The organism is Zoogloea sp. LCSB751 (genome assembly GCF_002028455.1).
GTDB lineage: Bacteria > Pseudomonadota > Gammaproteobacteria > Burkholderiales > Rhodocyclaceae > Zoogloea.
The window spans coordinates 251,936-275,285 of sequence record NZ_MWUM01000006.1; the positions used below are offsets into that span (position 1 = coordinate 251,936).

The 23,350-nt window shown below is 62.7% G+C and carries 23 protein-coding genes; 10 read left to right on the forward strand and 13 right to left on the reverse strand.

Features of this window, described 5'->3' with window-relative positions; all coding sequences use genetic code 11:
- Positions 1-58 precede the first annotated feature (58 nt).
- From B4920_RS09605 to B4920_RS09630, 6 genes are all read right to left on the reverse strand, one after another.
- Entirely contained in the window at positions 59-1,996 is a 1,938-nt protein-coding gene (locus B4920_RS09605) for an Ig-like domain-containing protein (RefSeq protein ID WP_161493266.1), read from the reverse strand.
- A gap of 23 nt (positions 1,997-2,019) precedes the next feature.
- Entirely contained in the window at positions 2,020-4,065 is a 2,046-nt protein-coding gene (pilQ, locus tag B4920_RS09610) for a type IV pilus secretin PilQ (RefSeq protein ID WP_254050891.1), read from the reverse strand.
- 140 nt (positions 4,066-4,205) lie between these two features.
- Positions 4,206-4,727, reverse strand: a complete 522-nt coding sequence (locus tag B4920_RS09615) for a pilus assembly protein PilP (protein ID WP_079434443.1) — start codon at positions 4,725-4,727, stop codon at positions 4,206-4,208.
- A gap of 5 nt (positions 4,728-4,732) precedes the next feature.
- Complete coding sequence (locus B4920_RS09620; RefSeq protein ID WP_079434412.1) at positions 4,733-5,407, reverse strand: type 4a pilus biogenesis protein PilO; 675 nt, start codon at positions 5,405-5,407, stop codon at positions 4,733-4,735.
- Positions 5,404-6,009, reverse strand: a complete 606-nt coding sequence (locus B4920_RS09625) for a PilN domain-containing protein (protein WP_079434413.1) — start codon at positions 6,007-6,009, stop codon at positions 5,404-5,406. The genes B4920_RS09620 and B4920_RS09625 overlap by 4 nt, the downstream gene beginning before the upstream one ends.
- Entirely contained in the window at positions 6,006-7,082 is a 1,077-nt protein-coding gene (locus B4920_RS09630) for a pilus assembly protein PilM (RefSeq protein WP_079434414.1), read from the reverse strand. The genes B4920_RS09625 and B4920_RS09630 overlap by 4 nt, the downstream gene beginning before the upstream one ends.
- A 175-nt stretch (positions 7,083-7,257) precedes the next feature.
- Between B4920_RS09630 and B4920_RS09635 the strand changes: the two genes are divergently transcribed.
- Positions 7,258-9,534 carry a penicillin-binding protein 1A gene (locus B4920_RS09635; protein WP_079434415.1) on the forward strand — a complete coding sequence of 759 codons (2,277 nt, stop codon included), beginning with the start codon at positions 7,258-7,260 and terminating at the stop codon, positions 9,532-9,534.
- 16 nt (positions 9,535-9,550) lie between these two features.
- On the opposite strand, the gene cyaY is transcribed toward B4920_RS09635, so the two are convergent.
- Positions 9,551-9,871 (reverse strand): iron donor protein CyaY, encoded by a 321-nt coding sequence (gene cyaY / locus B4920_RS09640; protein ID WP_079434416.1) that lies wholly within the window; start codon positions 9,869-9,871, stop codon positions 9,551-9,553.
- Between the two features lie 47 nt (positions 9,872-9,918).
- Here cyaY and B4920_RS09645 point away from each other — a divergent pair, with 47 nt between their 5' ends.
- Both B4920_RS09645 and lysA read left to right on the forward strand, forming a co-directional pair.
- Positions 9,919-10,107 (forward strand): lipoprotein, encoded by a 189-nt coding sequence (locus B4920_RS09645; protein ID WP_079434417.1) that lies wholly within the window; start codon positions 9,919-9,921, stop codon positions 10,105-10,107.
- Positions 10,104-11,366, forward strand: coding sequence for a diaminopimelate decarboxylase (gene lysA / locus B4920_RS09650; protein ID WP_079434418.1), 1,263 nt, complete (start codon positions 10,104-10,106; stop codon positions 11,364-11,366). Before B4920_RS09645 ends, lysA begins: the two co-directional genes overlap by 4 nt.
- An 87-nt stretch (positions 11,367-11,453) precedes the next feature.
- On the opposite strand, the gene B4920_RS09655 is transcribed toward lysA, so the two are convergent.
- Genes B4920_RS09655 through B4920_RS09680 form a run of 6 tightly spaced genes read right to left on the reverse strand, consistent with a single transcriptional unit; the run spans position 11,454 to position 17,037 of the window.
- Complete coding sequence (locus B4920_RS09655) at positions 11,454-12,857, reverse strand: exonuclease domain-containing protein (RefSeq protein WP_088179435.1); 1,404 nt, start codon at positions 12,855-12,857, stop codon at positions 11,454-11,456.
- Between the two features lie 7 nt (positions 12,858-12,864).
- Complete coding sequence (locus tag B4920_RS09660; protein ID WP_079434445.1) at positions 12,865-13,053, reverse strand: DUF3460 family protein; 189 nt, start codon at positions 13,051-13,053, stop codon at positions 12,865-12,867.
- Positions 13,054-13,092: 39 nt separating this feature from the next.
- On the reverse strand, positions 13,093-15,303 hold the full coding sequence (locus B4920_RS09665) for a bifunctional (p)ppGpp synthetase/guanosine-3',5'-bis(diphosphate) 3'-pyrophosphohydrolase (protein ID WP_079434419.1): 2,211 nt from the start codon (positions 15,301-15,303) through the stop codon (positions 13,093-13,095).
- Between the two features lie 26 nt (positions 15,304-15,329).
- The gene (gene rpoZ, locus B4920_RS09670) at positions 15,330-15,545 is read right to left on the reverse strand and encodes a DNA-directed RNA polymerase subunit omega (RefSeq protein WP_079434420.1); all 216 of its coding nucleotides are present in this window, start codon (positions 15,543-15,545) and stop codon (positions 15,330-15,332) included.
- Position 15,546: 1 nt separating this feature from the next.
- Entirely contained in the window at positions 15,547-16,161 is a 615-nt protein-coding gene (gmk, locus tag B4920_RS09675) for a guanylate kinase (RefSeq protein ID WP_079434421.1), read from the reverse strand.
- 9 nt (positions 16,162-16,170) lie between these two features.
- On the reverse strand, positions 16,171-17,037 hold the full coding sequence (locus B4920_RS09680; protein ID WP_079434422.1) for a YicC/YloC family endoribonuclease: 867 nt from the start codon (positions 17,035-17,037) through the stop codon (positions 16,171-16,173).
- Between the two features lie 86 nt (positions 17,038-17,123).
- Here B4920_RS09680 and B4920_RS09685 point away from each other — a divergent pair, with 86 nt between their 5' ends.
- The 7 genes from B4920_RS09685 to B4920_RS28760 form a co-directional block, all read left to right on the forward strand.
- Entirely contained in the window at positions 17,124-18,074 is a 951-nt protein-coding gene (locus B4920_RS09685) for a serine/threonine-protein kinase (RefSeq protein WP_079434423.1), read from the forward strand.
- The gene (locus B4920_RS09690; RefSeq protein WP_079434424.1) at positions 18,071-18,979 is read left to right on the forward strand and encodes a PP2C family serine/threonine-protein phosphatase; all 909 of its coding nucleotides are present in this window, start codon (positions 18,071-18,073) and stop codon (positions 18,977-18,979) included. Before B4920_RS09685 ends, B4920_RS09690 begins: the two co-directional genes overlap by 4 nt.
- A gap of 156 nt (positions 18,980-19,135) precedes the next feature.
- Entirely contained in the window at positions 19,136-20,407 is a 1,272-nt protein-coding gene (locus B4920_RS09695) for a site-specific integrase (protein ID WP_079434425.1), read from the forward strand.
- Positions 20,408-20,520: 113 nt separating this feature from the next.
- Positions 20,521-21,123, forward strand: a complete 603-nt coding sequence (locus B4920_RS09700; protein ID WP_079434426.1) for a hypothetical protein — start codon at positions 20,521-20,523, stop codon at positions 21,121-21,123.
- A 165-nt stretch (positions 21,124-21,288) separates the two neighbouring features.
- Positions 21,289-21,555, forward strand: coding sequence for an AlpA family transcriptional regulator (locus B4920_RS09705; RefSeq protein ID WP_079434427.1), 267 nt, complete (start codon positions 21,289-21,291; stop codon positions 21,553-21,555).
- The gene (locus B4920_RS09710) at positions 21,552-21,869 is read left to right on the forward strand and encodes a hypothetical protein (protein ID WP_079434428.1); all 318 of its coding nucleotides are present in this window, start codon (positions 21,552-21,554) and stop codon (positions 21,867-21,869) included. Before B4920_RS09705 ends, B4920_RS09710 begins: the two co-directional genes overlap by 4 nt.
- 3 nt (positions 21,870-21,872) lie before the next feature.
- Positions 21,873-23,350, forward strand: a 1,478-nt coding sequence (locus tag B4920_RS28760; protein WP_139379474.1) for a toprim domain-containing protein, incomplete at its 3' end; no start/stop codon positions are given.

The following is a 23,350-nucleotide window of genomic DNA, read 5'->3' on the forward strand; positions in this document are numbered from 1 at the left end:
ACCATGAAAAAGCCCCGCTCGTCACCGGGCGGGGCAGGAAGCCATGAATCGTCAAATATCAATAGCGGGACTGGCACCCACCCGTCACATCCGTTCCGAACGGAGAATACTGGAACGACGGTGAAACATCAGGATTCAACACCTCGCTGGAGGGATACGGCAGGTCAAAGCTGCGGCCAGCAAAATTATTCTTACCAGAAACCGCAGCAGTTGCCTTCAACTCAACCTTGGTCCAATACGCATAATTCGGCGGATATACCACCCAAAATGCCGCCGAACCGCCATTGTCGGTAGTGACCGTCACACTCGACGCCTGCGTAGCAGACGTGATCGGAGGCATCACCGCTGCTGCACCGTTTGGTTCAAGAATACCGTCACCATCATAGTCACCGAGTTCGCCCGTCTGGACGAATCCGTCATTGTTGGCATCTTCGGCCAGGCACAAGACTTCGGATGTCACTGACCACTTCTTGCCATCGCTAGCAAACTGGCCCTTTCTGAACGAAACACCGCGTAACGAGATCGTCACAGCTTGATTCTTGATCGGATTACCGGCGGAGTCGGTGACAAAAACGCCCCAGACCGAGTGATAGCGAGGAGGATCGGAGTCCTTCACCAGCAAATTATCGGTACTGATCACCATATTCACGCCCTGGCCCGCCACGGTCAGTGAAGAAGAACCCGTGACGCTCGTACCATTTACCGTGGCGACCAATTGCACAGAATCCTTGCCGCTCAGGTTCGGATCGGCTTTGAAAATCGTCGACGCCACACCAGAGTCATCCGTGTAGGCAATCGACGGATTGGCAGTACCGCCTCCATTCGGCGCAGTGAAAATGACGGTACTGCCCGAAATCGGATTGCCCGAGTTATCCCGAACCACCGCGTAGACCGCAGCTGAGCCATTCGGCGACAGCGTAGTCGGATCGGACTGCACGACAATCTGAGTCGGCACCAGGGCCACGAACTTCACATCCCGCTTGGCCGTCGTTCCGGACGCCGACGAGCCGTTGAGGATCGCAGCGATCGTTGCCGCCCCAGCCCCCGGGGACTTGACATAAGCGGTTGCGGTAGTTCCCGAGAAGGCAACTGTCTGGGTCGCGCCGGCGGTCGAACAAGCGGCAGTCGCATACACCGAACCACGCGACGACGTGAAAGTTACACTGTCCGCAGCAACACCTCCGGACAACTGCACGGCAACCGGAGTGCAGGTATTGATGGACAGCGACGCCCCCGAGGCAGGAGCGGCAAACGAGAAATCAACCGAGGAAATCGCCACATCCTTAGATGCAATGGCACCCAGCGCACTCGCCGTGATGGTATCCGCCCCACTGATCGTCGGCGTAAAAGTTACCGTAGCTTGACCGCCGGAATTGGTCCTCACCGTCGCCGGGATCGAATTTCCAAGCTTGGAGGTCAATGCCACGTCCTGATTGGCAATAGCCTTTCCAGCGCCATCCAGTACGCTGATCGACATCGAAACCTGCTTGCCGACGACACCCGATGCGTCGCCACCAAAACCGAGGCGAGTTCCCTGGATGGCAACCGTAATCGTCTTGGTCAGCGACTTGTGGGTCGCCGTGATCGTCACCGTCCGATTGGACTTGTTGTCGTCGGAGTTGAACTGAACCGTCGCTACGCCAGTAGTTTTATCGGTCGTCGCGCTCGGCGCAGAAAGCGTACCGGAATCAACCGAGAAATTGACCACCTCGCTGCTGACCACCGCATTTCCGCTGTCTTTCAAGGCCGCCTTTACGGACACCGTAGAGCTGCCGTCAGTCTGGATAGACGGAGTATCCACCGTCAGAGTCAGTTGAGTGGCAGTCTGCGCGGTCGAATCAGTAACACACGCGCCGTTGGCATTAAAGGCAAGACACGTGCTGCTTCCCGAGCCACCTCCACCACCTCCACCACAGGCGGCGAGCAACAGCGCGAGCAGCGCAGGAACGACGGGGGCAGAACGCGAATATGGACGCGCTACAGTGCATTTACTCATTGGAAATCCCATTCAAGCCGAAACTATCTCAGCCCAAGCTGATCGTTGATGATTCGAGGTGTAATGAACACGAGCAGTTCGGTCTTGTTGTCCTTGCGCTCGGTATTACGGAACAGATAGCCAAGAACCGGCACATCTCCCAGCAACGGGATTTTCGTCGTGGTGCTGCCGACTTCCTGGATGTAGATCCCGCCAATCACCACCGTGCCGCCGTTCTCGACCACCACGTCGGTCTTGACGTGCTTGGTGTCGATCGGAACGTTGCCGCCGGCAACCGGCTGATCGTAACGAGGCTGATCCTTGTTGACTTCGAGTGCCATCATGACCTTGCCATCGGGCGTGATCTGCGGCTTGACCTTCAAGGTCAAGTTGGCCTTCTTGAAACTGACGGTCGGGAATGTAGACCCGCCTCCCGCCTGAGTTTGATAAGGCACTTCAGAGCCCTGCTCGATAATGGCCTCCGCCTTGTCCGCCGTCATCACCCGTGGGCGGGATACGACCTTGCCGCGCCCATCCGCCTCCAGCGCCGAAACCTCGAGGTCGATGTAACGGGTGGCCGCGCTGTTCCACAACGCAAACGAGAACGCTCCCGCAGACTTATTGTTGATTGACGACGCCGGCAGATTCACGCCCAAGCTGTTGTTGAAATCGGGAATGGTCGTGATCTGTCCGGCCTGGTAGCCAGTCGACGAAAGATTGCCCGTCCCGAAGGTATTCCGGAAAACCGGGACGCCACCGGTGGTGGTGCCGATCTGGCCGCCGGTTTTGGCTCCAAAACCAAGACGTACGCCCAGGTTGCTGGCAAACGTATCTGTGGCCTCGACGATCTGCGCCTCAATCAAGACCTGGCGCACCTCGACGTCCACCTCGGCGATCAGACGCCGGATGTCCTCGAGCCGGGACGCCACGTCATTGACGAAGATCTTGTTGCTGCGCTCATCAGGCAGCACGCTGCCCCGCTTGGACAGCACGGACTGGTCCTTGCTCTTCAGGAACTCCGCAACACTCTTCGCCTTGTGGTAGTTGATCTGGAAACTCTCGGTCCGCAACGGCTCCAGATCACCGACCTGGGCCTTGGCCTCCAGATCGAGCTTCTCACGGGCCGCGAGTTCGTCCCGCGGGGCAATCCAGATCACGTTGCCGTTCTTGCGCATGTCCAGGCCCCGCGCCTGCAGGATGATGTCGAGGGCCTGGTCCCAGGGCACATCTTTGAGCCGCAGCGTCAGATTGCCCTGCACCGAGTCGCTGGTGATGATGTTGAAGTTCGTGAAGTCCGCGATGACTTGCAGCACGGAACGCACGTCGATGTTCTGGAAGTTCAGGGACAGCTTTTCGCCGGAGAAACGCCCCTTGCCAGTCCCTTGCGTCAGCTTGTTGGGATCTTCCTTGACCGGCTTCACCTCCAGAACGAACTGGCTGTCACTCTGATAGGCGTTGTGCTCCCAGAGTCCCCGCGGCGTCACCGTCATGCGCACGTTGCCGCCCTGAGTCTGGGTCAGAACGGAAGAGACGGGAGTACCGAAATCAATCACGTCGAGCTTGCGACGCAACTGTTCCGGCGCATCGGTCTTCAGGAAATCGACGACCAGGCTTTCACCCTGCTGACGGATATCGATGCCGGCATTCGGATCGGACAGATCGACCACCAGGCGTCCTTCACCATCCTTGCCACGCCGGAAATTGATATCGCGAATGGCATGCCGGTCTGCCGCCCCCGTGGCGGCAGGAGCGAACTGGGAGCTCTGCTGCGCAAGCGAACTCGTAGCCTCTCGGATCTGCCCGACCGCCAGCGTGATCAGCAGGTCATTGCCGTCCTGGCGCGTCTCATAGGGGTAGACCCGGGACAGGTTCAGGACCAGGCGGGTCTGGTCTCCGACCTGGACGACATTCACGCTGCGCAGATCGCCGGCATTGAGCGTCTGACTGTTACGCCCCAAACCGTTCGCCGTATCCGGGAAGTCAAACGCGATACGGGCTGGACTCGCCACGCTGAAGCTTGCTGGTGAGGCGGCAAGAGGCTTGGCCAGCGTGAGCTTGAGGACAATGTTGCCCCCCTGCTCCACGGCCATGATCTTCTCGATCCGGTTGCTTGCCGGCGCTGCATCCGCAGCCTGTGGAGCCTGCGCGAACACGGACACCGGAGGCACCAGCCCCCCGAGACAAGCCGCCACCACCCATGCGCCAAACCTGAGCCCGTAAGGTCTCATTTTCATTTCTTCGCCTCCTGAGGCGCCTGCTCCTGCAACTGGAGCGTGCTGATGCGCTCGGTCCATTCACCGCCCACATCCTCGACAAGTTCTTTCAAGGTAACTTCGGATTCACTGATGGCAGTGATCTTCCCGTAATTCTGCCCAAGATAGTTACCGACCTTGACCTGATGGAGGGTCTTGTCCACGACGATGATGGCATGGGCCTGCCCCTTCTTCATCATGACGCCCACCATCTTGAGCGATTCGAGCGGATAGGCCTCCAGGGGCTCCCTGCGCCGATTCGCATCGGGCACGAAGGCCGACTTTTTGTCCGGATCCAACTTTGCTGCCTTGAATGGATCAAGCAGGCCGCTCCCCTGGTAATTCACGACAGATGCTTGGCGGATCGGTGGCAGAGGCTTCAGATTGGGTTTGAGGTCTTTCGACGCATCCGCCATCCAGTCGCGCAAATCCTGCTGCTGGTCACTGCAACCAGTGAGCAGTACCGAGCCCACCAGGGACACCATCAGAGTCAGTCGCATGATCGTCACTTGCGCGCCTTTTCCTTGGCTTTTTCCCTGCGCAGGGTGGCGACTTCCTCATCGTCCAGGTAACGATAGGTAATCGCCGTCGCATCGAATTTCAGGGTGCCATCCTTGAGCGTTTCAATCGCGACATCGTTCAATGTCACGATGCGGGGCATCTGTGCCACATCGCTGACGAACTCGCCGAGATCGTGGTAATTGCCGGTCACCCGCACGGCAATCGGCAACTCCGCGTAAAAATCCTTCAATCCTTCGGAGCCCGGCTTGAAGAGTTCGAACAGCAAGCCGCGCCCCAAACCCGCCTGGTTGATGTCAGCCAGCAGGGACTCGATCTCGGAACGATTCGGCAACTGCTTCAGCAAGGCACCGAACTGGCGGTCGATCTCAGCCAGTTGCCGCCGGTATTCAGGAAGATTCACGGCCTGGCGCTTCTTGGACAACCATTCGTCCTTCAGCGTGAGCTCTTCCTTTTCCTTGGCATCCAACGCAGTCAGTTGATCGCTCCAGTCGAACCACCAGCCACCGACCACGATGACCAGAAAAATAGCCAACAGCGTCGCAAGCCGGGGAAGCAGCGGCCATTGCCCGGGATCATTGGGATCCAGCCCCTGAAAATCCCTAATCAGGGTCTGGACATCCATCGTCCGGAGATTCTCGATCGACTCCTTGAGACTCATGGCTTGCCTCCCGGAGCATTCCCACTCCCGCTGGGCTTCTGCTTGCCGGAATCCTCCATCTTGACGCGCTCGATACTTACGTTGAGATTGAATTCGCTGACGCGGCGGGTATTCAGCACCGCGGCCTTGACCTCGACGAGATCGGCATGCTCGAGATGGGGGGAGGCCTCCAGATTGCGCATCAGGGTGGAGACCCGCGCATTCGACTGCGCATAGCCAGTCAGATTGATCTTGGGACCGGACTGCTTGAGGGTCTTGAGGTACACGCCTTCAGGCATCTGACGGACCAACTCATTGAACAGCTGCACGGTTTCCGTGCGATTGGTCTGCAGCGACTCGATGACCTGCTTGCGGGACAGCAGCGCATCGGCCTGTTCCCGCAAGCCCTTGATCTCCACGATTTCCTTGTCGAGCACGGAGATTTCCTGCTTGAGAAAGACGTTCTTCGCATCCTGGCCATCCACATAACCTGCCAGGATCGTGTGCCCGATGAACCACACCACCAGCCCAGCCACTGCTATCAGGGCCGAAAACAGCGCGAACTGCTGACGACGCGCCTTGCGCTTCTCTTCCCGGTGGGGAAGCAGGTTGATACGGATCACGAATCGAACCTCCGCAGGGCCAGCCCGCAGGCAACCAGCAAGGCCGGAGCATCCGCAGCGAGATTCTTCGGCCGCACCTTGGGACCAAGGCTCATATTTGCAAACGGGTTGGCCACCAGGGTGTCTACCTGAGTGCGGCCCGCGACGGTTTCAGCGAGCCCCGGGATGACCGCACAGCCTCCTGCGAGGACGATGTGATCGACTTGATTGAACTGAGTGGAGGTAAAGAAAAACTGCAGGGCGCGCGACACTTCCAGCGCCATCGCATCCATGAAGGGGCGCAGCAGGTCGGACTCGTAGCTCTCCGGCAGCGAACCGGTACGCTTGCCGCTCTCGGCCTCCTCGAGGGACATGCCGAAATGACGCATGATGTCCTGGGTCAGCAGAAAACCGCCAAAAGCCTGCTCGCGGGCGTACACCTGATTACCGTTGCGCAGCACCGACACGTTCATTACATTGGCCCCCGCATCCACCAAGGCGATGATCTTGTCTTCCCCGCGGTCGGGCAGTTGCTCCTGGACCAGTTCAAAGGCTGCCAGCGCAGCATAGGACTCGACATCCATCACCAGCGCCTTGAGGCCGGCAGCTTCCGCCGCAGCGACGCGATCCTCGACTTTTTCCTTGCGGGACGCAGCGATCAGCACCTCGTCCTCGTCGACATTGGAGGCGGCCGGACCAATCACCTGGAAGTCGAGGTTCACTTCGTCAAGCGCGAAGGGAATGTACTGATTCGCCTCCGACTCAACCTGCACCTCCAGTTCCTGGTCGCGCAAGCCGGCAGGCAGGATGATCTTCTTGGTGATGACCGCCGATGCAGGCAACGCCAGTGCCACGAAGCGGGTCGCCGTTGCGAGCCGGCGCCAGCCGCGCCGGATGGCGTCGGAGACCGCTTCCAGATTGACGATATTTCCATCGGACACTGCCTCCCGCGGAAGCGCTTCGACGGCGTACCGCTCGACCCGATAGCCGCCCCCCGAGACGGTGGACAACTCCACCATCTTGACCGACGACGACGAGATGTCGACACCGACCAAAGGGCGCGCCCGAGGGCTCAAAAAGGAGATGTCGATCACAAAAAGTCCTGAATTTTCTTTATGTTAGACGCAATAACAACAAACTACTTGAGATCCTAACAACAACCATGACAAGTGTAAAGGCAAGGCCCGGGAGAATACCGGATTGCATATCGGGCGACAAATCGGGCCTCCTCGTATAATGCGGCACTTTATACAGCCCCCTGCTCCCGCCATGCGTTGGGTACTCTACCCCTTCATCGCACTCCTCGGCCTTCTGGCCATCGGCCTCGCCATCCTAGCCCTGGCCGTCGCCTTCGCTTGGCCAACCCTCCCATCGCTGGAGGCGCTGACCGACTACCATCCCAAGATTCCACTGCGGGTCTACACCGCCGACGGCGCACTGATCGGCGAATACGGCGAGGAACGCCGTGCCTTCATCCGCATCCAGGATGTCCCCCCGGTTCTCAAGCATGCCATCCTGGCCGCCGAGGACGACCGCTTCTACCAGCACTCCGGCGTCGACTTCGCCGGCGTATTGCGGGCGGCAGGCGCCAACCTCGTCACCGGCAGCAAGCGTCAGGGTTCATCCACGATCACCATGCAGGTGGCGCGCAACTTCTTCCTGACCCGCGAGAAAACATACTCCCGCAAGCTCTACGAAATCCTGCTGGCCTTCAAGATCGAGCAGAACCTCACCAAGGATCAGATCCTCGAGGTTTACATCAACCAGATCTACCTGGGCCGCCGGGCCTACGGCTTCGCCGTTGCCGCTCAGACCTATTTCGGCAAATCCATCCACGACCTTAACGTTCCCGAAGCGGCCATGCTGGCCGGCCTGCCGAAAGCGCCGTCGGCCTACAACCCAGTGGTCAACCCGAAGCGTGCCGCCCTGCGCCAGCAATACGTGCTACGCCGCATGACCGAACTCGGCTTCATCTCCGAGGCGGAGCACCAGCAGGCGGCCAGTGCTCCGCTGAAGGTCGTCACCGGACCGGCCGACGTCGGCGGCAGCGCCGACTACGTGGCCGAGATGGCTCGCCAGATCGCCTACGAACAATTCAAGGAAGAGGCCTACACCCGCGGCATCAAGGTCATCACGACGATCAACAAGGCGGAACAGGATGCCGCCTACCGGGCGCTGCGCCGCGGCATCATGGATTACGACCGTCGCCACGGCTACCGGGGCGCCGAAGGCTACGTGGACCCAACCCGGACCAGCACCGAGCAGACAGAGGCAATGGACGAGGTCCTCGCCGAAACGCCGGACTACGATGACCTGCAGGCGGCCATCGTGACCCAGGCGGGCAACGGCTCGGTCACCGCCTACCGCTACGGCGAGACGATTCGCATCAGCGGCGAGGGCCTGCGCTTTGCTGCGGCCATGCTCAGCGACAAAGCCCCCCCCAACAAGCGCATCCGCCCAGGTGCAATCGTCCGCGTAGTGCACACGGATACCCGCTGGGAAATAAGCCAGTTGCCGGAGGTCGAGGGCGCCCTGACAGCCGCCGACCCGCGCACGGGAGCCATCCGGGCCCTGGTCGGCGGCTTCGACTTCAGCCGCAACAAGTTCAACCACGTTACCCAGGCATGGCGCCAGCCGGGCTCCAGCTTCAAGCCCTTCATCTACTCGGCGGCCTTCGAGAAGGGCTATGGCCCCAACAGCATCGTCGACGACTCTCCGATCTCCTTCCCGGCCGGAGATACCGGCAGCCAGGCCTGGGAGCCGAAGAACTATGACGGCAAATACGACGGACCGATGTCCCTGCGCTCTGCCCTGGCGCGCTCGAAGAACATGGTGTCGATCCGCCTGCTGAAATCCATCGGCCCCCGTTACGCCCAGGACTACGTCACCAAATTCGGCTTCGACGCCGAGCGCCATCCCGCTTATCTGACCATGGCACTCGGCGCCGGCTCCGTCACACCCTGGCAGATGCTGCGCGGCTACTCCGTCTTCGCCAACGGCGGATACCGGGTCGAACCCTATCTGGTGAAGGAGATCCAGGACGAAACCGGCAAGGTACTGGCCCGCGTCGATCCACCGGTAGCCGGAGAGACCGCCGAGCGGACCATCGACGAGCGCAATGCCTACCTGATGGACTCGATGCTGAAAGACGTGGTCCGTCGCGGCACCGCCGCCAAGGCATTGGTCCTCAAGCGCGGTGATCTGGCCGGCAAGACCGGCACCACCAACGAATACGTGGACGCCTGGTTTTGCGGCTACCAACCGACGGTCGTCGCCGTGGCGTGGATCGGCTTCGACCAGCCGCGAAAACTGGGCAGCGGTGAAACCGGTGGAGCAGCTGCGCTGCCAATGTGGATCAACTACATGCGCAAGGCCCTCGACGGCACACCCGAGAGCTATCCGACCCCGCCGGACGGCCTGATCCGTATCCAACCGGAGGGGAGCGCCACGGAAGAGCTGATCTACAAGGAGAATCTGCCGGCCGCGCCTGTGGAAGCCCCGCAGGAGCCCACCAGCCCGCCAGCTGAGGAGGCCCCGCGCAACTAGCGAGGCGATCGACCGGTCAGCCCTTCAGGCTGACCGGCTCGCCGGCCTGCTCGGTCATGCAGCGAGACAGCACGGCATAGAAATCCGCGCCATCCCGCGTACCCAGCCAGCGCCCGCCCTGCGGGCGGAAATGGAAGCCACCCGACTTGGCGGCCAGCCAGATTTCCCGCGCGGCGCTATGCCGGTTGACGATGATCTTGGTTCCATTATCGAACTCCAGTTCGAAAACCCCGCCCGGCTTCACCTCATAGTCGAAATCCAGCTCGCAGGCATCCAGCAGGCTCTCCAGGCGCTCCAGCTCAGCATCCGCCAAGGCATTGAAATCCGCTTCGTCCATCGACCCCTCCGTTGTTCTGTTAACATTCCCGTTTTTGCGCGGAATCCATGCGAACCATCGCCATTGCCGCCGCGACCTGCGGCCTACTCGTCCTCGCCGGCTGCGGCATCAAGGGGCCGCTGTATCTCCCGCAAGTTCCCAAGCCGGCCGCCAGACCGGCTCCGCAGCCCGCCGACGCCACCCCGGCGCCGGGCGGCGATCATAACAAACCCGCTCCCCAGGATTCAGTCAAATGACCACCGCACTGCCCGTGCCGACGCTCGCCGCCGGCCCCGCCGGCCTGACCCTCGAAGGGGTCGCCCTCGCCGACATCGCCGAGCGCTTCGGCACCCCGACCTACGTCTATTCCCGCGCTGCGCTGACCGCTGCCTTCGAGGCCTACCAACAGGCCCTGGGCCTGCGCAAGGCCCTCGTCTGCTACGCGGTCAAGGCCAACTCCAGCCTAGGCATCCTGTCGGTGTTTGCCAAGCTGGGCGCCGGTTTCGACATCGTGTCCGGCGGTGAGCTGGCCCGCGTCCTCGCCGCCGGCGGCGACCCCGGCAAGGTGATCTTCTCGGGCGTCGGCAAGAGCGTCGCCGAAATGCGTTACGCGCTGGAGTCGGGCATCGGCTGTTTCAACGTCGAATCCGCCGCCGAACTGGACCGCCTGAATGAAGTGGCTAGCAGCCTCGGCAAGCGCGCGCCGATCGCCTTCCGCGTCAATCCGGACGTCAATCCGAACACTCACCCGTACATCTCCACGGGCCTCCGCAGCAACAAGTTCGGCGTGGCCTTCACCGAGGCCCTCGACCTGTACCGCAAGGCAGCCAAGCTTCCGAACATCGAAATCAGCGGCATCGACTGCCACATCGGCTCCCAACTGCTCGACCCGGCGCCGATGGCCGAAGCGGCCGACAAGATCCTGGGCCTGGTGGACCAGCTGGCCCGCGAAGGCATCACGCTCGACCACATCGACCTGGGCGGCGGCCTCGGCATCCGCTACCGCGACGAAGAGCCGCCGACGCCGACCGAATACCTCAAGCCCCTGCTCGAGCGCTTTGCCGGTCGCGCAGAAGCCCTGTGCTTCGAACCCGGCCGCTCGCTGGTCGGCAATGCCGGCCTGCTGCTGACCCGCATCGAATACCTCAAGCCCGGCGTCGAGAAGAACTTCGCGATCATCGATGCGGCAATGAACGACCTGGCCCGCCCCGCGCTGTACGACGCCTACCACGAGATCGTCGCGGTAGCGCCCCGCTCCTTGCCGGCAACCCGCTACGAAGTAGTCGGCCCGATCTGCGAAAGCGGCGACTTCCTCGGCCACGACCGCGACCTGTCGGTGGAAACCGGCGACCTGCTGGCCATCCTGTCGGCCGGCGCCTACGGCATGACGATGAGCTCCAACTACAACACCCGCCCGCGTGCTGCCGAGATTCTGGTGGACGGTACGGAAGTGCACGTCATCCGCGACCGGGAAACCCTCGCCCACCTGCTCGCCGGCGAACGCCCGCTGCCCTGAGCTATGACAGCTCTTCAGCCTCATCCATGGGGCTGAAGAGCTGTGGGGGCGAACTCATTCGCCCGCCCATGCCCAAACCGGCGTATCTCAGCCCAGCGGCGTCACCATTGCCCGCCCCGCCGGCGTCTCCAGCCAGCGGACTAGGATACGATAGATGTCGGGGTCGAAACGGCGTTCCGGCAACGCCTCCAGCAAGCCTTCCAAAGCGGCTTCGTCATCAACGCTGCCCAGCAGGCACCACCGGTCCACCACATGCGCCGCAGTACGCCCGGTATCGGCGTGGTGCTCCCGCACCACCACCGCCCCCGGCCACGGCCAACGCCGCAGGCGCAGGCTTTCGAGCACCTTCAGCAACCGTTCGTCGTGCTGGGCGGGGCTTTCCTTGCCGGCACACACGCCAGCGCAACGGCGCGCCTGATGTGCGAGACACGGCCCTTCGCTCCATGCCTCGGTTCCGATGCGGCGCGGGCACAGCTTGTAGAGGCTGGCCAGTTCCCGCAGCGCGTTGTCGGCTTCCTTCTTGGTCCGGAAAGTCCCGTAGAGATTCTCCCAGCCCGCCGGATCGCCGCCATTCAGGAGCTCGCGCTGCAACACCGGACCACGCCTGCGGGCCGTGTCGAAACGCAGGCCGAAGACCGCGGCGGCATCCGCAGGCTGACGGTTCTCGGCCGGCCTCTCGGTACGGACGAGATGTGATTCGAGCAACAGCGCGCCCAGCTCACCGGCGGTCACCCGCCAGTCCACACGGCGGACCTGCTGGACGATCTTGGCCTCCCGGCCCTTCAGCTTGTCACCCGCAAAGTGACTCATCACCCGCGAGCGCAGACTGACGCTGCGCCCGACATACAGCGGCGCATCGCTCTCACCGTAGAAGAGGTAGACCCCCGGCCCCTCGGGCAGGCCTTCGAGCACCCCTTCAGGCAGGCCAGCAGGGCGATTCGGTGCCTTCATCGCCTTGACGATCGCCGCATCGAGCACGTCACGCTCGAAGCTCCCCGCCACCTGGCCGACGAACTGGAACAGCGCCTCCGTATCGCCAAGGGCGCGATGCCGGGCCGTACAGACGAGCCCGTGGCGCTCGATCAGGGCGTCGAGACCGTGGCGATGATGCTGGGGGTAAAGGGCGCGCGACAGCTTGACGGTGCACAGCACCGGCGAGTCGAAGGACTGGCCGAGGCGCTGGAACTCGTTCTTGATGAAGCCGTAATCGAAACGCGCGTTGTGGGCGACGAAGATGCAGTCCGCGAAGAGGGCACGGACCCGGTCGGCCACCTCGGCGAAAGGCGGCGCGTCGGCCACCATGTCGTCGGTGATGCCGACCAGACTCTGGATGTTCGGCGGAATGGTCCGCCCGGGATTGACCAGGGTGGACCACCGCTCGACCAGTTCACCGTCTTCGACCCGCAGGATCGCGATTTCGGTTATCCGGTCTTCCACCGGGTTGGCCCCGGTGGTCTCTACGTCGATGAAGGCAAGTTTGGGAGCGAGCAATACCCGCTCAGCCTTCAGTGGAGTATGGATAGGGCTTCTGAGCGACGCGGCCGGCCGCGTACTCGCGCTGGGTTTCCAGGTCCTGCGGCTTGTCCCACCACAGGGCGCGGCCCTTCTTCTGCTCCTCGACCTGCTCCGGATGCTTCTCCATCCATTCGCGCATGAACTTGGTGTGCTCGGACTCGTAACCTGCCATGTGGATCTCCCTTTATAAGCGGCGTGGATTCTAGCAGCCTCAGCTGCCCTTCTGGTCGCCCTTGAGGCGGTTGATGCGGACCACCTCCGGAATGTTGCGTATCCCGCGGATGACCTTGGCAAGATGCAGGCGATGGGTCACCTGCACCGTGATGTAGATGGTGGAATAGGCGCCCTGCTCGCCATCGGTGCTGACGTTCTGGATGTTGCAGTCCTGCTCGGCGATCGCGTTGGCCACCTTGGCCAGCACACCGCGGACGTTCTGGGTGAGCAGGCGCAAAGTCACGTCGAACAGGCGGTCGGTGGCGGCCTCCCACTCCACATCGATCCAGCGGTCCCGCTCGCTGCGCAGCTTGCGGGCCTGCGGACAGTCGTGCATATGCACTTCCAGCCCCTGCCCCTTGCGGATGATGCCGACGATGGGATCGCCCGGAATCGGTCGGCAGCAACGCGCCAGCTGGACGGCGACGCCTTCGGTGCCGCGGATCAGGATCGCCCCGGCGGGCTTGGGCTTGACCACATCGGCGCGGCCGGACTCCATGTCCTGGATCTCGGCGAGGCGCCGCGCGACGATGGCCGGGAGACGCCGCCCGAGGCCGATGTCGGTCATCAGTTCCTTGCGGTTGTTGAGCGTGAACTCCTTCAGGAAGCGCTCCCACGCAAAGGTGCTGACCTGGCCGAGGGTCAGGCCGTGCAGGCGCAGGGCCTGGTTGAGCAGGCGCTCGCCGAGGGTCGAGGCTTCTTCCTGCTGGGCGTTCTTCAGGAAGTGGCGGATCTGCGCCCGTGCCTTGCCGGTCCGCACATAGGACAGCCAGGCCGGGTTGGGGCTGGCGTGGGCGGCGGTGATGATCTCGATCTGATCCCCGTTGTGCAGCTCCGTGCGCAGCGGCATCAGCTCGCCGTTGATGCGGCCGGCCACGCAGCGGTTGCCGACGTCGGTGTGCACCGCGTAGGCGAAGTCCACCACGGTGGCGCCCCGCGGCAGCGCGAAGATCTTGCCCTTCGGCGTGAAGGCGTACACCTCGCCCGGAAACAGATCGACCTTGACGTGCTCCAGGAATTCGCTGGAGTCACCGGAGGTGGACTGCAGTTCGAGCAGGGACTGCAGCCAGCTGTGGGTCTTGTGCTGGAGTTCGGTGAGGGTCTTCTCGTCTTCCTTGTACAGCCAGTGGGAGGCCACGCCGCTCTCGGCGATGTGATTCATCTCCTGAGTGCGGATCTGCACTTCCACCGGCGTGCCGAACGGGCCGATCAGGGTGGTATGCAGGGACTGGTAGCCATTCGCCTTGGGAATGGCGATGTAGTCCTTGAACTTGCCAGGCACCGGCTTGTACAGCGCATGCAGCGCACCCAAGGCGCGGTAACAGGTCTGCACGTCGGGCACGATGACGCGGAAGCCGTAGATGTCGAGCACCTGCGAGAAGGTCAGGCGCTTCTCCGCCATCTTGCGGTAAATGCTGTAGAGGTGCTTTTCGCGGCCGCGCACGTCGGCCTGGATATCCCATTGGGGCAGGCGCTCCTCGATCGCCGCGAGGATCTTGCCGACCACTTCACGCCGGTTGCCCCGCGCCGCCAGGATGGCCTTCGACAACACCCGGTAGCGCATCGGATGGCGATGCTTGAAGGCCAGCTCCTGCAGCTCGCGGTACAGGCTGTTGAGGCCCAGCCGGTTGGCGATCGGCGCGTGGATTTCCTGGGTTTCGCGGGCAATGCGGCGACGCTTGTCGGGACGCACGCAGTCGAGCGTGCGCATGTTGTGCAGGCGGTCGGCCAGCTTGATGAGGATCACCCGCAGGTCGCTGGCCATCGCCAGCAGCATCTTGCGGAAGTTTTCCGCCTGGGCTTCTTCGTGGGACTGGAACTCGATCTTGTCGAGCTTCGACACCCCATCCACCAGTTCCGCCGTGGTCCGCCCGAAGCGCTCGGCGATCTCGGCCTTGGTGATGTGGGTGTCCTCCATCACATCGTGGAGGAGGGCCGCGCACAGGGCCTGGGCGTCCAGGTTCCAGCCGGCGAGGATCTCGGCGACGGCGACTGGATGGGAAATGTAGGGCTCGCCGCTGATCCGCATCTGCCCCTCATGGGCATCGGCGGAAAAGTGATAGGCAGCCTCAATGCGCCCCACGTCCTCGGGACGCAGGTAGGCGCTGACGATGTTCTTCAGCCTGCCGAAATCGAGCGGCAGCACACAGGATGCAGGGGGCTGGAAAACGCCGCTGCCACTGACGGGGACCGGAGCGGCGGATTCCATGGCATTGCTCTCTGACGGAAAGGCGCTCAGGCCTGACCGCGGTTGAGGACTTCGGTGCCAACCTTGCCGGCAGCGATTTCACGCAGCGCGATCACGGTGGGCTTGTCCTTGTCGTGGCGGTCCAGGTCCACCTGCGGGGTGGCACCGGCCGTCAGCTGACGGGCACGGTAAGTCGCTGCCAGGGTCAGCTGGAAGCGGTTGGGGATTCTTTTCAGACAGTCGTCGACGGTAACGCGGGCCATATCAATCCTGTTCCAGGTAATGGAAAAACTCCGGCTTGCGTGCCTCCTGGTTGGCGTAACGCAGCCGCGAGGCTCGCACCACGGCGACCAGATCATCCAGGGCCGCAGGCAAGTCTTCGTTGATTATAACGTAGTCGAACTCTGCCACATGGCGCATCTCGCCACGGGCTGCCAGCACACGGCGGGCAATCACATCCTCGCTGTCGGTGCCGCGACCGCGCAAACGGCGCTCCAGTTCATCCACCGACGGCGGCAGGATGAACACCCCGACCGCCTTCGGGAACACCTTGCGGACCTGCTGGGCGCCCTGCCAGTCGATCTCCAGCAGGATGTCCTTGCCGGAGCTGATCTGGGATTCCAGCCAGGTCTTGGAGGTCGCGTAATAATTGCTGTGCACCTCGGCCCACTCGAGGAACTCGCCCTTGTCGCGCAGCGCGCGGAAGGTCGGCACATCGACGAAATTGTAGTGCTGACCATTCACCTCGCCGGCACGTGGAGCACGGGTAGTGTAGGACACCGACAGACGGACCAGCGGATCACGCTCCAGCAAGCCACTGACGAGGGTGGTCTTGCCAGCGCCGGACGGCGCGGTGACGATGAACAGGGTTCCGGGCATGCTCGCTCCTTACTCGATGTTCTGCACCTGCTCGCGCATCTGCTCGATGGCCAGCTTGAGCTCGACGGCAATCGCGGTCATGTCGGCAGCCATCGCCTTGGAGCCGAGAGTGTTGGCCTCGCGGTTGAGCTCCTGCATCAGGAAGTCCAGGCGCTTACCGGCCGCACCACCGGCTTTGAGAATGCGCTCGACTTCATCCAGGTGAGTGCTGAGGCGGGACAGTTCCTCGGCCACATCGACACGCTGCGCGAACAGGCCGACTTCCAGGCGGATGCGGTCGTCGTCGAGGGTCGCCGCCGCATCGCGCAGGCGGGTGGCGAGCTTTTCCTGGTACTCGGCGACCAGCGCCGGCACCCGCGGCTGTACCGTGGCAACCAGGCCCCGCATGTGGGCGATGCGCCCGCGGATCATCTCGGCCAGCTTCTCGCCCTCGCGCCGGCGGGTGGCGATCAGCTCATCCAGCGCCGCGGCGATGGTCGCCGCAATCTCAGGCTGCAGCGCCTCGAAAGTGACGCCGTCATCGGCCAGGATCCCAGGCCAACGCAGCACCTCGGCCACCGACAAGGGCGCAGCCTGCGGCAACTCGGCCTGCACCGCCGCCTGGGCGGTCTTCAGCTGGGTCAGCAGCACGCTGTTGATCGCAAGGTCCCGAGGTGCGCTATCCTTCGCCTGCAAATTGAAACGGCATTCGACCTTACCCCGCCTCAGCTTGGCGGTGATGGCTTCACGCAGCATCGGCTCGGCCTGCCGCAGATCATCGTTGATCCGGAAGGCAAGATCGAGATAGCGGGAATTGACGCTGCGCAATTCCAGGTGCAGGGCGACGCGGCCCAGGTCGCGGGCCTGGACGGCATAACCCGTCATGCTGTGGATCATCGTGTTTTTCCCGAGATAGCGCGGCGAAGCGAAGCTAAACTAGCGCCTTCGACCGCCACAAAAGACGAAGTGTAGCGCCCTGCCCGATGGCCACTCAACAAAACTGCGCCCTGCCGTCCGGATTCCAGCTCGACCACTACCGGGTCGAGCGCCAACTGTCCCTGGGCGGCTTCTCCATCGTATACCTGGCCTACGACCAGGATGGGACGCCTGTCGCCATCAAGGAATACCTGCCCAACTCCCTCGCACTGCGAGCCGAGGGCGAGGTCACGCCGCACGTCACCGAAGCCCATCAGGGCGCCTTCCGCTACGGCATGAAGTGCTTCTTCGAGGAAGGCCGGGCCCTGGCCAAGCTGGTGCACCCCAACGTGGTGCGAGTGCTCAACTTCTTCCGCGCCAACGGCACCGTCTACATGGTGATGCAGTTCGAGCGCGGGCGGACTCTCCACGACTACGTCCAGAAGAACAAGGGCAACGTCCGCGAGCGCTTCATCCGCGGCGTGTTCACGCGCATGCTCAACGGCCTGCGCGAAGTCCACGCCCACAAGCTGCTGCATCTGGACATCAAGCCGTCCAACATCTATCTGCGCGCCGACGGCACGCCGGTACTGCTCGATTTCGGCGCGGCCCGCCAGACCCTGATGTCCGACACGCCGATCCTGAAGCCCATGTACACGCCCGGCTTCGCATCGCCGGAGCAATTCACCAACCGGGATGCCCTCGGTCCGTGGAGCGACATCTACAGCGTCGGCGCCAGCATGTATGCCTGTCTGGCCGGCACCTCTCCTCAGCGCTCCGACGAGCGCCTCAAGCACGACACCATGGTGCCCGCCACCAAGGCCTGGGCCGGACAGTATTCGCCCCACTTTCTGGCCACCGTCGACTGGTGCCTGCAGCTCGACCCGCTGAAACGCCCGCAAAGCTGTTTCGCCCTTCAGAAGGTGCTCGCCCAGCGTCATCGGGAAGCCCCTCCGCAACAGAAATCCTGGCTCGAAGGGCTGGGTACAAGACTAAGAACAATGATAGGCCGCTCATGAGATTCACGATTTTCCAGGAGAGCCGGGTCGGCAAGCGCCGTACCAACCAGGACCGGGTTGCCTACTCCTACACCCGGGACGCGCTGCTGATGCTGCTCGCCGACGGCATGGGCGGGCACCTCTACGGCGAGCTGGCGGCGCAGATCTCGGTCCAGTTCATCGCCCAGTCCTTCCAGCAGGAAGCCAAGCCCAAGGTCACCGACCCGGTGCTGTTCCTGTCGCGGGTGCTCAGCAACGCCCACCACGCGATCCTCGACTACGCTTTCGACAAGCACCTGTCGGACATCCCGCGCACGACCATCGTGGCCTGCCTGATCCAGGACGGCATCGCCCACTGGGCCCATGCCGGCGACTCCCGCCTGTACCTGATCCGCAAGGGCCGCCTGATCACCCAGACCCGCGACCACTCCCGTGTCCAGCTGATGCTCGACCAGGGCCTGCTGGATGCCGAGAGCGCCGCCGTGCATCCGGGCCGCAATCGCATCTTCTCCTGTCTGGGCGGCAGCCACCCGCCGCAGATCGAGTTCTCCCGCGGCGTTCCCCTCGGCAATGGCGACGTGATCGCCATGTGCTCCGACGGCGTCTGGGGCCCCCTCGACACCGACACGCTGGTGAAGGGGCTCTCCGACGGCAAGGTCATGAACAGCGTGCCGCGCATCATGAACGAAGCAGAAGAGCTCGGCGGCGCCCAGTGCGACAACATGTCCCTGATCGCCATGACCTGGCACGACGACCACCTGGGCGACATCCCCGACACGGTATCCACCCGCACCATGCCCTTCGATGCCGTCACCACGCAGATGGAGGGCTTCGGACGCGGCAAGCGCGACCAGGAAGACCTCAGCGAAGACGAAATCGAACGCGCCATCCGCGAAATCAACGCAGCCATCCACAAATTCAAATGATGTATCAGGCGACCCCATGCGGTCGCCTGAACTCATTGTTTTCAGTAGCTTATTCAAAAACACCGCATCAGGTCATTTCATCCAATACCACCCAAGCGCGTACAATCTGTGTAGCTAGGTTTGTAGCTAGCGATTAGAAGTTCCCTAGGGGATGGCATGGGCAAGCTGACCGATATCGAACTCCGGAAGTGGATCAAGGCAGGGGCGCCCGTCGTCAAGTCCGACGGCGGCGGCCTGTACTTCACCATGTCGGTCAGCCAGGCCAGGGAACGGGCCGGCTCGTGGATTGTTCGCTACCGCTTCGACGGCAAGGGCCGCGAACTCACCCTGGGGCGCTACCCGGAAATCACCCTGGCCGTTGCCCGCGGCCTGGCAATGGAAGCGCGGGCCAAGATCCAGCAAGGGACCGACGTCGCCCGCGAGAAGCAGCAGATCCGCATCGAGCGGGCGGCAGCACGATCCTTCCGGGAACTCGCCAACGACTACATGGCGAAGAACTTCCCACGCCTGGCAGAGAGCACCGTCAAACAGCGCCGCCGCTACATCGAGGGGCCGATTGCCGCCAAGCTCGGGGCCATCCCGGCCAGGGAAGTGACCACCGCCGACGTGGTATCGCTACTGGAAAGCACCGGGAGCAAGTCGGCCAACGTGGCCGAGATGGTCTATTCCGCCGTCTCCGAGATCTTCAAGCACGGCCTGGCGCGCCACGTAGTCACTGCAAACCCCTGCGTGGGCATTTCCGTCTCGGCCATCTGCGGCCGTCCCGAGCCCCGCCGCCTGCGCCTGAAACTGACCGAAGCCGAATTGAGGTCGATGCTGCCGGCCTTGCCTGTCATCGGAGAGCAGAACGCCTTGGCGGTGAAGATCCTGCTGGTGACCTGCACACGCATCGGCGAACTGACACGGGCCGAATGGTCGGATGTGGATCTGGATCGCGCCGAATGGTTCGTACCCGACGAGAACAGCAAGAACGGCCAGGGCATCGTGATCCCCCTGCCCCCCAGCACCGTCGAATGGTTCCGGGCTCTGCAGCCCTTCGCCTGCGGTTCCCGCTACGTGCTGCCAGCCCGCCAGCAGCGCCGGAAGCGTGCCGGCGAGGAAACACATTTCGAGCAGCGCACCATGAACGCCATGCTGCACAAGCTGTGCGACCACCTCGGCGACAAGGTGCGCCGCTTCACCCCGCACGACCTGCGGAGCACCGCCCGCAGCCACCTGGCCGCCTTGGGCGTACCGATCCTGGTGGCTGAACGCTGCCTGAACCACTCCCTGGGCGGACTGGTGGCGGTGTATGACCAGCACGATTACCTGACGGAACGCCGCGCGGCACTCGAACTGTGGGCGTCCTTCCTGCTCGCCTGCGAGCAAGGACGGGAATGGGCTTCCCCTGGCGGCAAGGTGGTCCCTCTGCGGGGTCGCGCCGCATGACCTGAAGATCAACCGAGCAGCACGCCGCGCCTACCTCGACGGGGGGAACACCGGGCACCTTCACCCGGCCGGCGCGGCCCCTTTCATTGAAGGGCGCGGGAAGGAGCGCGACGATGAACGATGACGAGTTCAGCGAACCATCGGCGAACGATGTGTTCGGGCATAGCGGCACAGCGTTTGACACGATGAGGATTTTCAGCTTTGAGGAAGCTGCACGTGCGCTTGTGCATGACATCACAGGGAAATATGTGCCACCACTTGAGAACGCTCTTACCCCCTTGGGCGCCGTCTACATAGACTGGAAAAATCGCCTGGAAGACGCAGCGCAGGATACTGATCCGCGGTTCGCTCTTCATTACACCAAGTATTCAGACGATCAGAGGTTTTATATCCAGCGGGACCACCTGAGGGATTGGTGCCTCAGGCATGACATGACGCCGAAGTTTCTCAATCCCAAGCAAGCCTCAACATTCCCCGTTACGTTTGAGCTTGCTGTGCCTGGGTACGAACTAACAAATGAACTGCAGGTGATGATCGAGGCAATCAAGCAGTTCTGGGTGAATGCGGATCGCTCCAAACCACCTAAGGGAGATGGCGAAATCATCCCTTGGGTTCGGGAGCGGGTTGATTCTGACAAGAAGGCAGAGGCCATTGATCTGCTTATCAGACCTAAATGGGCAAGGGCCGGCGGCAACAAGAAACAGTCAAAGGGGTAAGCCCCTGAAAGCCTTTGTTGGCGCGGGTTTTGAAGGATTTCCGGCAACCCTTTAACCCCCTTCTCTTCATCCCTTTGACCCGTTACAGGGGTCTGTCGGCTTCTTACGCTGCTTCGTATCGCGGGACTTCACCGCGCAACAAGCAGCGACACAGGAGCCGATAGAATGAACAACTCCCCCCTTCTCAAGACCCCCTCTCAGGCCGGCCCCGCCGCCCCCATCCCTGACGCGCTCCGCCACTTCGACGCCCTGCCGGATGCTGCAAACGTGCGCCTGCCGGTGGTGGCCGCCCTCTTCGCCTGCTCTCCCGTCACTGTTTGGCGCCGGGTCAAAAAAGGCACGTTGCCAGCCGGCCGAAAGCTCTCCGAAGGCGTAACCGCTTGGAACGTCGGTGAATTGCGCAAGGTACTGAAGGGGGATGCATGGCAATGAGCGCCGCCAAATCCTCTCAAGCAGCCTCCTTCGCCAAGGATCTGCAGGAAGCCCGTTGCCTGCTGGCGCCAGTGTTCGGCGAGGCCTATTGCACCAAGCGCCCTTGGATGCTGCTACTCGCAGCGGTATGGATTGCAGTGAACCGCCTGCAGCACCAGGAGCCTGAAGCGCCCTCGATCTCCAGCGATGACTGGCGGACCAGCAATTCCGCCTTGGAAGCCAAAGCAACGGCCCTCAGCCTTCCTTCTCGCCCCGGCGAAACTTGGGAGAAGTGGCGTGATCGTGTCGCTCAAAAGCTGGGCGGGCGGGGCTGATAAATGGTCGATATTGCTGCGGCCATCGAGGCCTTCCGGGCTGCGGCAAGAGCTCGCGGTCTGGACATCCCTGATCAGCCACAAGGTGATGGCAAGCTGCACCGTTGCCCCCTCATCGACGGCCCGAGAAATAAGCTTGATGGTGCCTACCTACTCCATCTGGATGGAATACCTGCCGGGGGCTTTGAGAACCATAAGGACGCCGCCGGCTGGAGCCAATGGCATGCCGATATCAGCAGGCAGCTAACACCAGCCGAGGCCGCAGCCAACCGCGCCCGCATGGAAGCTCAACGCGCCGAGCGGGAAGCTGAAATTCAAGCCCGTCGCTCGAAGGCTCGCAAAAAAGCCCATGGAATATTCAACGGTGCCAAGCCAGCCCCAGACGATCATCCTTACCTTGTTCGTAAGCGAGTTGCATCTTTCGGACTGAAGGTGTGCACCTGGACGAGGCGGGAGGAGATCCGCCCCGGCGAGTGGAAGGAAGTGCACATCCCAAACACGCTCCTTGTACCAGTGAGAAATTCAAAGGGCACCTTGCACAGTCTGCAAGCCATATATCCCGAAAAGATATCCAATCGGGATAAAGAATTTCTATCCAACGGTCTTAAGCAAGCTTGCTTTCACCTGATCGGCGAGATCATCCCCGATCAGCCCCTATGCATTGCCGAAGGCTACGCCACCGCGGCCAGCTTGCACCAGGTAAGCGACTGGCCCACCGCCGTTGCATTCGATGCAGGCAGCCTTCAACCGGTTGCCCGCGCCCTGCAAGAGGCCTATCCGCAGGCCCGCTTCATCCTGTGTGCCGACGACGATGCCTTCGGACACTGCCAGGCCTGCAAGGCGCCGGTCCGGGTGGCCGATGGCGATACCTGCCCGAGCTGCGGCCAGCCTCACAAATGCCGCAACGCCGGCCAGATCCGGGCGCATGAGGCGGCCCGTGCAGTCGGCGGCGTTGTCGCTCTCCCCGAGTTTGCCGACCCGGAAGGACGTTGGGTGGGCTACCAGGAATCTGGCAAGGCCCCGACCGACTTCAACGACTTGGCAACCAGTACCCGCGAGGGTGAAGGCCCGGCCGCTGTGCGCCGCATCCTCGAAGCGGCAGCGGCTGCGCTCCCGGCCCTACAGGGTGATGATGCCCCCGTCGATGTGCCCACGCCGGCCCCCGATGTGGAAAGCGTCGCCAGCGCCCCGGAGACAGCTCCGGCGCCACCAGCAGATGACGTCGCCAAGCCCGCGAAGCGTGCCCGCACCAAAGGCAAGGGCAAAGCCGGCGGTGTGCAGACGCCTGCACAAGGCGGCGAGTTGTTCGAACTACGCGACGGCAACGAAGGCCGCGGCGTCTATCGGCTGAAGGTGGAGCGGCGTGGCGAGGGCTGGGAGCAGGTCGAGCAGTTCATATGCGCCCCGCTGGAGATCACGCACCTGGTGCGCGATTCCAAGGGCGAAGGCTGGTGCCGTCTGGCGACGTTCCAGGATCACGA